The organism is Mycobacterium sp. UM_11, from assembly GCF_001414075.1.
GTDB lineage: Bacteria > Actinomycetota > Actinomycetes > Mycobacteriales > Mycobacteriaceae > Mycobacterium.
Genome location: NZ_LATC01000153.1, coordinates 1 through 7,738 on the forward strand (window position 1 = coordinate 1; position 7,738 = coordinate 7,738).

10 protein-coding genes and 1 pseudogene are annotated in these 7,738 nt (G+C 66.7%); 8 read left to right on the forward strand and 3 right to left on the reverse strand.

Annotated features, from left to right (window positions below; genetic code table 11):
• The 4 genes from WU80_RS23320 to WU80_RS23335 form a co-directional block, all read left to right on the forward strand.
• Positions 1-657: amidohydrolase family protein (locus WU80_RS23320; protein WP_156371836.1), on the forward strand; the 657-nt coding region annotated here is incomplete at its 5' end.
• A 29-nt stretch (positions 658-686) separates the two neighbouring features.
• A complete protein-coding gene (locus WU80_RS23325; RefSeq protein WP_055405449.1) occupies positions 687-1,832 on the forward strand; it encodes an amidohydrolase family protein in 1,146 nt (381 codons plus the stop codon).
• 1 nt (position 1,833) lies between these two features.
• Positions 1,834-2,232 carry a Rieske 2Fe-2S domain-containing protein gene (locus WU80_RS23330; RefSeq protein ID WP_055405450.1) on the forward strand — a complete coding sequence of 133 codons (399 nt, stop codon included), beginning with the start codon at positions 1,834-1,836 and terminating at the stop codon, positions 2,230-2,232.
• 16 nt (positions 2,233-2,248) lie between these two features.
• Positions 2,249-3,115, forward strand: a complete 867-nt coding sequence (locus WU80_RS23335; protein ID WP_055405451.1) for an alpha/beta fold hydrolase — start codon at positions 2,249-2,251, stop codon at positions 3,113-3,115.
• A 5-nt stretch (positions 3,116-3,120) separates the two neighbouring features.
• Here WU80_RS23335 and WU80_RS23340 read toward each other — a convergent pair whose 3' ends face one another.
• Positions 3,121-3,594, reverse strand: coding sequence for a hypothetical protein (locus WU80_RS23340; RefSeq protein WP_055405452.1), 474 nt, complete (start codon positions 3,592-3,594; stop codon positions 3,121-3,123).
• Positions 3,595-3,630: 36 nt separating this feature from the next.
• Here WU80_RS23340 and WU80_RS23345 point away from each other — a divergent pair, with 36 nt between their 5' ends.
• Positions 3,631-4,923 carry an NADH-ubiquinone oxidoreductase-F iron-sulfur binding region domain-containing protein gene (locus WU80_RS23345; protein WP_055405453.1) on the forward strand — a complete coding sequence of 431 codons (1,293 nt, stop codon included), beginning with the start codon at positions 3,631-3,633 and terminating at the stop codon, positions 4,921-4,923.
• Positions 4,920-5,216, forward strand: a complete 297-nt coding sequence (locus WU80_RS23350) for a ferredoxin (protein WP_055405454.1) — start codon at positions 4,920-4,922, stop codon at positions 5,214-5,216. Before WU80_RS23345 ends, WU80_RS23350 begins: the two co-directional genes overlap by 4 nt.
• Positions 5,217-5,252: 36 nt before the next feature.
• On the opposite strand, the pseudogene WU80_RS23355 reads toward WU80_RS23350, so the two are convergent.
• Positions 5,253-5,995, reverse strand: a pseudogene (locus tag WU80_RS23355) (hypothetical protein).
• A 9-nt stretch (positions 5,996-6,004) separates the two neighbouring features.
• The gene (locus WU80_RS23360; RefSeq protein WP_055405455.1) at positions 6,005-6,925 is read right to left on the reverse strand and encodes an NAD(P)-dependent oxidoreductase; all 921 of its coding nucleotides are present in this window, start codon (positions 6,923-6,925) and stop codon (positions 6,005-6,007) included.
• 179 nt (positions 6,926-7,104) lie between these two features.
• Between WU80_RS23360 and WU80_RS25645 the strand changes: the two genes are divergently transcribed.
• Both WU80_RS25645 and WU80_RS25650 read left to right on the forward strand, forming a co-directional pair.
• Entirely contained in the window at positions 7,105-7,428 is a 324-nt protein-coding gene (locus tag WU80_RS25645) for a hypothetical protein (RefSeq protein ID WP_082460000.1), read from the forward strand.
• Between the two features lie 148 nt (positions 7,429-7,576).
• A partial coding sequence (locus WU80_RS25650; RefSeq protein WP_156371838.1) for a zinc ribbon domain-containing protein occupies positions 7,577-7,738 on the forward strand: 162 nt, incomplete at its 3' end.

The following is a 7,738-nucleotide window of genomic DNA, read 5'->3' on the forward strand; positions in this document are numbered from 1 at the left end:
ATTGAGCGGTGGCGCGCGCACCCGCGGGTGGTCCAGATCGGCGTCCCCCTGCAATCCCGCGAGCTCTACGGCAAGCCGCAGTTCTGGCCGCTGTGGGAGGCCGCGGTCGACGCCGGCCTCCCAGTGGCCGCCCACATCGAAGTCGGCTCCGGCATCGCCTTTCCGCCAACACCGAACGGGAACACCCGGACCTACGAGCAGTACGTCAGCTTCATGGCGCTGAATTACATCTATCACCTGATGAACATGATCGCCGAGGGAGTGTTCGAGCGCTTCGACGGCCTCAAATTCGTCTGGGGCGACGGAGCGGCGGACTTCTTGACGCCGTTCATCTGGCGGATGGACACCTTCGGCCGGCCCCACCTGGAGCAGACGCCATGGGCGCCGCGGATCCCCAGCGACTACCTGCCCGGCCACGTGTATTTCGTTCAGGGCAGCCTCGACGGCCCCGGTGACACCGAGTTCGCCGGCGAATGGTTCGGCTTCACCGGCAAGGACGACATGGTGATGTTTGGCTCCAGCTACCCGCACTGGCAGTGCGGTGACATCACGAAGCTTCCCCGCGCGCTGTCGGCGCAACAGCGCGAGAAGCTGTGCTGGCGCAACGCGGCGCAGCTCTACAACATAGACATCCCCGCCGGGGTGGGCGCACAGTAGAAGTACGACGTGAGACCGAGGAGTTTGCGATGACGTTGACCCATTCGCAGGAGCGGGTCCCCGCTGCCGAGCGCATAGCCGTCCGCTGCGTCGACTCAGACGTCCATCCCGCACCCAAGCGCGGCGAACTCCTGCCCTACATCCCCGAGCCCTGGCGCAGCAAATACTTCCTCACGCGCACCGTGGGTGAGCAGATCTACTACGACGCCCCCGACTACGCCCACTCCTACGCGATGCGGGTGGACTCTTTTCCCCCCAACGGCGAATTCCCTTGCAGTGACCCGGATATGGCGTTTCGCCAGCTGATCATGGAGGCCGGCTCGGACATCGCGATCCTGGAACCCGCCGCCTACCCGGCGCGCCTGCCCGAGGCGCAGCACGCGATGTCGAGCGCGCTGAATGAGTGGCAGGCCAATCACTGGCTGGATAGCCACAACAACTGGCACCAGCGTTGGCGGGGTTCAATTTGTTGCGCCATCGAGGAGCCGGAAGAATCGGTCCGCGAGATCGAGAAATGGGCCGGGCACCCCTATATGGCCCAGATCCTGATCAAGGCCGAGCCGCGGCCGTCCTGGGGTCACCCGAAATACGACCCGATCTGGGCCGCCGCCACCAAGCACGACATCACCGTGAGCTGCCACCTGTCGCGCAGCCAATTCGACGAGCTGCCCATCCCGCCGGTGGGGTTCCCCAGCTACAACCACGACTTCATGGTGACCTACTCGCTGTTGGCGGCAAACCAGGTGATGAGCCTGATCTTCGACGGCGTGTTCGACCGGTTCCCGACGCTGCGGATCGTCTTCGTGGAGCACGCGTTCAGCTGGATCCTGCCGCTGATGTGGCGCATGGATTCGATCTATGAGGCCCGCAAATCGTGGGTGGAGATCAAACGCAAGCCCTCGGAGTACGTCAAGGACCACATCAAGTTCACCACCCAGCCGCTGGACTATCCCGAGGACAAGACGGAGCTGACCCGCGCGTTGGAATGGATGGAGTGCGAGAAGATCCTGCTGTTCTCCTCGGACTACCCACACTGGACGTTCGACGACCCCCGCTGGTTGGTCAAGCACCTGCCCAAGGCGGCCCGAGACGCGGTGATGTACAAGAACGGCATCGCCACCTATCACCTGCCCGAGACCGTGCCGGTCCTCGAGGGTCAGACCCGGGTGCTCTGAGTTGACGGAAGAAACCAAGCGGCCCGAGCCCCGTCTCGCCCAGGGCCGCGAGCACGTTGTCGCCACGGTCGACGAGATCCCGCCGGGCAAGCACAAACTCGTGCCCATCGGGCGCCACGGCGTCGGCGTCTACAACGTCAACGGCAGCTTCTATGCCATCGCCAATTATTGCCCGCACCAGGGCGGTCCGCTCTGTTCGGGCCGCGCGCGGGGACGCACGATCGTCGACGAGACCACCCCGGGCGACTCGGTCATGGTTCGCGACCTGGAGTACATCTATTGCCCTTGGCATCAATGGGGTTTCGAGCTGGCGACCGGCACCACCGCGGTCAAGCCCGAATGGAGTATCCGCACCTACCCGGTGCGCGTCGTCGGCAACGACGTTCTGGTGCAGGCCTAACCACAGGAGAATTCGGGTGCCTTCAATCGAGATCAACGGGGGAAATGTCGTCTACGAAATCCTCGGGGAATCCGGAGATCTCATTGCCCTGACGCCGGGCGGCCGGTTCAGCAAGGAGATCGAGGGCCTGCGCCCGCTTGCCGACGCGCTTGCCGCCGGCGGCTACCGCGTGTTGTTGTGGGACCGGCCCAACTGTGGCGCCTCCGATGTGCAGTTCTACGGCCAGAGCGAATCGCACATGCGGGCCGAGACGCTGCACAAGCTGGTAACCGGGCTGGGCTTCGAGCGCTGCATTCTCGCCGGCGGCTCCGGCGGCGCAAGGGATTCCATGCTTACCACGATGCTCTACCCCGAGATGGTCACCAAGCTCGTGGTGTGGAACATCGTCGGCGGCATCTACGGCACCTTCGTGCTCGGCTCCTTCTACATCGTGCCGAGCATTCTCGCGGTGCGCGGCACCGGGATGGACGGCGTGGTGAAGGTGGCCGAGTGGCGCGATCGCATCGAGGAGAACCCGAACAACAAGCAGCGCTTCCTCGACTTCGACTCCGGCGAGTTCCTCAAGGTGATGCTGCGCTGGCTCAACGCTTTCGTCTCCAAACCGGGGCAGACGATCCCGGGCGTCGAGGACGAGATGTTCGACCGAATCAAGGTGCCCACGTTGATCATTCGTGGCGGCGAGAACGACATGGATCACCCCAAGCGGACCTCGCTCGAGGTCAGTTGCCTGATCAAGGGATCGAAGCTGATCGATCCGCCGTGGCCGGAGGACGCGTGGGAGCGCGCGGCCGAGGACCGCGCGGCGGGCCGGGTGCAGCACTTCAACATGTTCGACACGTGGGTGCAGGCCGCGCCCGCGATCCTCGAGTTCCTCGGCTCGTGACGGCGCTAGCGGGTGCGGATGTGAACCTCGCAGTTGAGCGACGCCTCCAGGGCCGTGTGCACCCGGCTCTCCGGGATGCGTTCGAGGTCGGACTCCCGCAGCGTCACGTACACAATGTCGAAACCGTCGTCGCCCGGCGTCCGCTCGATGTCACCGGTGAGCCCGAAGCCGGACAGCACCCCGTGCGCGTCGTCGTCGGTGCCCCGGCTGATGAAGGTGACCACCCCCGGGACCGGTTTTGCGGCGAATACCTTGGCGCACAACCGCATCGCCGTACTCCTGGCCGCCTCCACGTCTTCGGCCCCGATCAGCAATTCGACTTCACGGCGGCCCGCGGGCATCGCCGCGAGGTCGTTCTCGACCACGTCGGCCCCCGCCGCACGCGCAAGCCCGAGGAGCTCCGCCATGCCGTCTCGTAGCTGCGCGGCCGTGCAGGAGCTCGCCGGGTCGACGTTGACGCGCACCACCGCAGTTCGCATGTGCCCAAGCCTAACTAAGACGACGGCAGGCCAGCCGTGAACACCACCCAATCCACTTCCGTCACCACCGCCACCCCGCCCGGGCTCGAACCCCGGCTGCTGGCCGGCCAGCGGGAAGATCTCGCGGCCTATCGAAGGCTCGGCGGGTACCGGCCCGTCGCCGGCACCGAGGAATTGCTGCGCGAGGTCGAATCCAGCGGGCTGGTCGGTCGCGGCGGCGCGGCCTTCCCGCTTGCGGTGAAATTGCGCGCGGTGCGCGACAACGGGCGCGTCGCCGGCGGCGCCGTCGTCGTCGCCAACGGCGAAGAGGGTGAACCGGCTTCGGTCAAAGACCGTTGGCTGCTGCGCAACCGACCCCACCTGATCCTGGACGGGCTGCGGTTGGCCGCCGCGATGGTCGAGGCCGACCGCGCCCACGTCTACGTGTCCGACCCGGAGTCTGCGCACAGCGTCGAAACCGCCCTGGGTGAGCTCGATTCCGGCGCGCTCGGCGGTGTCACGGTCGGCATGTTTCACGTGCCGCCCGGCTATGTGGCCGGCGAGGAGACCGCCGCCGTCCGAGCGATCAACGGCGGCCCGGCCAAGCCGACGGACAAGCCCCCGCGCCCCTTCGAAACCGGCGTCGACGATCGTCCGACGTTGGTGAGCAACGTCGAAACCCTGGCCAATCTGCCCTTCCTGCAAGGCCACGGCTCGACCGCGTTCCGCGCGCAAGGCACGTCGCTGTCCCCGGGCACCTTCCTGGCCACCATCACCGGGGCAGGCCGCCCGCCCGTCCTCTATGAACTCCCCCACGGTCTGCCGTTTACGGAACTTCTTGCGCTGCACGGTGTTTCGCACGACCAGGTGCGCGGTGCGCTGATGGGCGGCTACTTTGCCGGCCTGCTCAACCGCACCGTGCTGGACACGACCTTGGACCACGAAACCATGCGGCGCCTCGGCAGCGGTCTGGGCTGCGGCGCGATCTCGGTGATCACCGACGACTGCCCCGTCGCCGTCGCGGCGTCGGTACTCGCCTACTTCGATCGGGAGAACGCCGGGCAGTGCGGATCGTGCTTCAACGGGACCGCGGCGATGGCGGCCGCCGCCGGCGCGTTGCGCGACGGCGCCGCCACGACGGAAGACGTCGAACGGTTGCGCCGCTGGTCGGTGCTGCTGCGCGGCCGCGGCGCGTGCGCGACGCTGGACGCCGCCACCAACGTGGCCGCCAGCTTGCTCTGTCAGTTCCCCGCCGAAGTAGCCGCGCATCTCGACGGCACCTGCCAGGGCTGCGTCCGCGGCGTGTTTCGCGCCGAGCGCCCCTACGAGGCGGAACGGAGGCACGCATGAAGATCCGCCTGGACCGCACCGTCTGTGACGGCTTCGGCATCTGCGCGAAGTACGCGCCCGGATACTTCTCACTGGACGACTGGGGTTACGCGTCCCTCATCGGCGATGGCACCGTAGCGGAGTCCGATCGCGACGCCGTCATGCGCGCCCTGATGGACTGCCCCGTGCACGCGATCGCCGAGATCGGCGAGCGCACCTCCCCCGCCCCGCACCCGCCGCTCACCGACGCCGAGGATCCCGCCGCGCACCTGAAAACCGAAGAGAACGAGGCGGAGTGGGGTTTCACGCGCTGATCACAGCGCGGTAGTGAGCGCGGCCAGGCGGCCCCGCTACGGCACATACCGGTCCCACTCGAACGGCACCACCGTGAAAAACGGTGCGGCGAACAAGGGTTGGACACCCGGGTCCGCCCAGCGGGCCGCGAGCACCGGACCCAGCCGAATGGCGGTGTCGACCGGGTCGTCGTCGAGGAAGCAATACGTGATGGACTGCCCCCCTTGGGCGCTGCCAGATTCGCGTCGACCCGCCGCGAGAGTGCGGACCAGACGCCGGCGACGCCGGCCACCTCCACGAGCGGGTCCGTCGCCGCCGATCCACGCTCGACCAACACGAGCGCGCCCCGCACGGGCAGCCAGGGCAGGACGTCCGACCCGACCTTGACCCGAGGCGAGGCCGCCTTGCTCTGCACTTCGTAAACTCCGCGCTCGACGGGCGGCAGCAGCGGGATCTTACGGCCGGCGTTCCCGAGTGCCGTGGACAGCTCGTTGAATCCGCGCAGTCCGGCCGGTTCGGTGAAGAAGTACGTCATCACGTGGTCGACCGCGTCCAACGGTCCCCCGTCGATCGCCCGGGCAGAGCGGCAGGCGGGAGTCGACACCAACCGCAACGAGGCGCGCACCGCGGCCAACCGGTGCTGCTCCGGCCGGTGGTCGAGGGTGTGCCAGTAGAGGTACTCGGCGTCTCGTCCGTCGGGATGGCGGGTCGCCATGGACACGAACAGCGTGGTGATGTCGCCACGTCCTGCGGCGAGGACGTCGGCCACCTTGTCGGATGGCGTGCCGGGAAGCTGCATGGCGCGACCTCAAGCCCTCGTCGAATCGTGTTCCGGCAGCGCGATTTCGGGGTGTCGGGCCGCTATCATGCGCCGGAATCCCTCACGCCAGGGCACTTTCGTGCGGCCCAGCACCTCGTGCATGCGGGTGACATCCGGCCATAGCGGCGGATGCGCCTGCGGCGTGTATTCGAAGATCGGCTCGACACCGATCAACTGCCCCATGAACGTGCAGTAGTCCTCGACGCTGACCGTCTCGCTGCCGGCCCAGTTCACGACCACCGGCGGCACCGCGGCGACCTCCATCGCACGGATGCCGAGCTCGACGTAGTCGTCTTCATAGATCGGGTTGTAGTTGTTCGGCTTGTCGGGGTGTAGGCGAATGGGTTTGCGCGCCAGCATCGCATCGAGGCGGTCGGCGGGCGCGCCGCCCTGCGGCCCATAGGTTGAGCAGATCCGGATGATGGTCAGCGGGATTCGATAATGCCTGGCGACCCAGGTGCACACGGCCTCCGAGGCAACCTTGGAGAAGCTGTAATTCGCGCGCAGGGGTACGCCGGGCGGATCGGCCTCGGTCAATGGACGGTGTCCCTGGTACGCGTAGATCGAGCCGGTCGAACACAACACGAAACCCTTGGCGGTACGGCAGTGGTAGAGCAGCTCGCCGGACATCTGCGCGTTCGTTTCGAGGCAGCGGTTCCAATCGTCCGCACCGGGGTCCACCGCGGCATGGAAGACGTAGGTGAAATCGTCTGGAAGGCCGGCCAAATCGCCCGCCCCGAGATCCAGCGCGAGGGGCTTGATACCGGCGGCGACCAGCCTTTCGCGACCTGCGGAGTCTTTGAGGCGCGCGGCGCCCCATACCTCGTTCGATGACGAAAGGGCGCGCGCGACGGGAAACGCGATCTTGCCCGTCGCCCCGGTGATCAGGATCTTCTCCGCGTCGAGCAATCAGCCCTCCGACCATGTGTGAAGTACTTGATAAGCCGTTGGGCAGCATAACGCCCGGGCGAAAGGAAATCTCGCCTGCGGCCGGCGGGGTTCCGCGACCTATTTGGCCATGGTCGTGGCGGTCTCAACGGAATAAACTGAACCCGCCAGGGTCACGATGGCCCATCGGGAGGCACACCATGAGGTGGTTTATTGCTCGCCTGATCGCCGTCATAGCGATCGCGTTCGTAGCGACGGCGGTCACTGTGATGGTGACGCCGGGGATCAGCTCGGCGGATTGCGACCCGAACATGTCGTTCAATCCGGCAACCCGGACGTGCACGCCGCCACCGGCCCTAGCGGACTGGTACACCCCTCCGCCGGCGTACTCGCCGCCGTTCGCCGCACAGGATGTGCCGCCGCCGCCACCGCCGCGGCCATGGTGGTCACCGAACGAACCGATGTGGAATGCCGGCTTTCACCAATGGGGTACCTATTTCACCGGCACCTGGGTGCCCTACTGACCGGTATTACCGGCGGCGCCCACCGCCTGCGGACGGCCAGCGACGATACTGTCTCGATCGCGCCTGCTGGGAAGTGATAACGTAGTTCTCCGATTCGTATAACGGCCCTACCAAAAGGCAGCCGGGCCGTTCGACTCGCGGAGGTGACGTGTCAGCAGCACCGCGACGCCCCCTGCCCCTGGTCACGCAGGACAACGAATTCTTCTGGGCATCGGGCGCCGACGGCACGCTGCGGCTGCAGGCATGCAATAGCTGCGCATCGCTGATCCATCCGCCCGCGCCGGTATGCCGCTGTCTCTTATACACATCT

Excerpts from the sequence above, each read along its gene's own strand:
- WU80_RS23325 (WP_055405449.1), top strand. The coding sequence starts at position 687 with ATGACGTTGACCCATTCGCAGGAGCGGGTCCCCGCTGCCGAGCGCATA.
- WU80_RS23340 (WP_055405452.1), bottom strand. The coding sequence starts at position 3,594 with ATGCGAACTGCGGTGGTGCGCGTCAACGTCGACCCGGCGAGCTCCTGC.
- WU80_RS23350 (WP_055405454.1), top strand. The coding sequence starts at position 4,920 with ATGAAGATCCGCCTGGACCGCACCGTCTGTGACGGCTTCGGCATCTGC.
- WU80_RS25645 (WP_082460000.1), top strand. The coding sequence starts at position 7,105 with ATGAGGTGGTTTATTGCTCGCCTGATCGCCGTCATAGCGATCGCGTTC.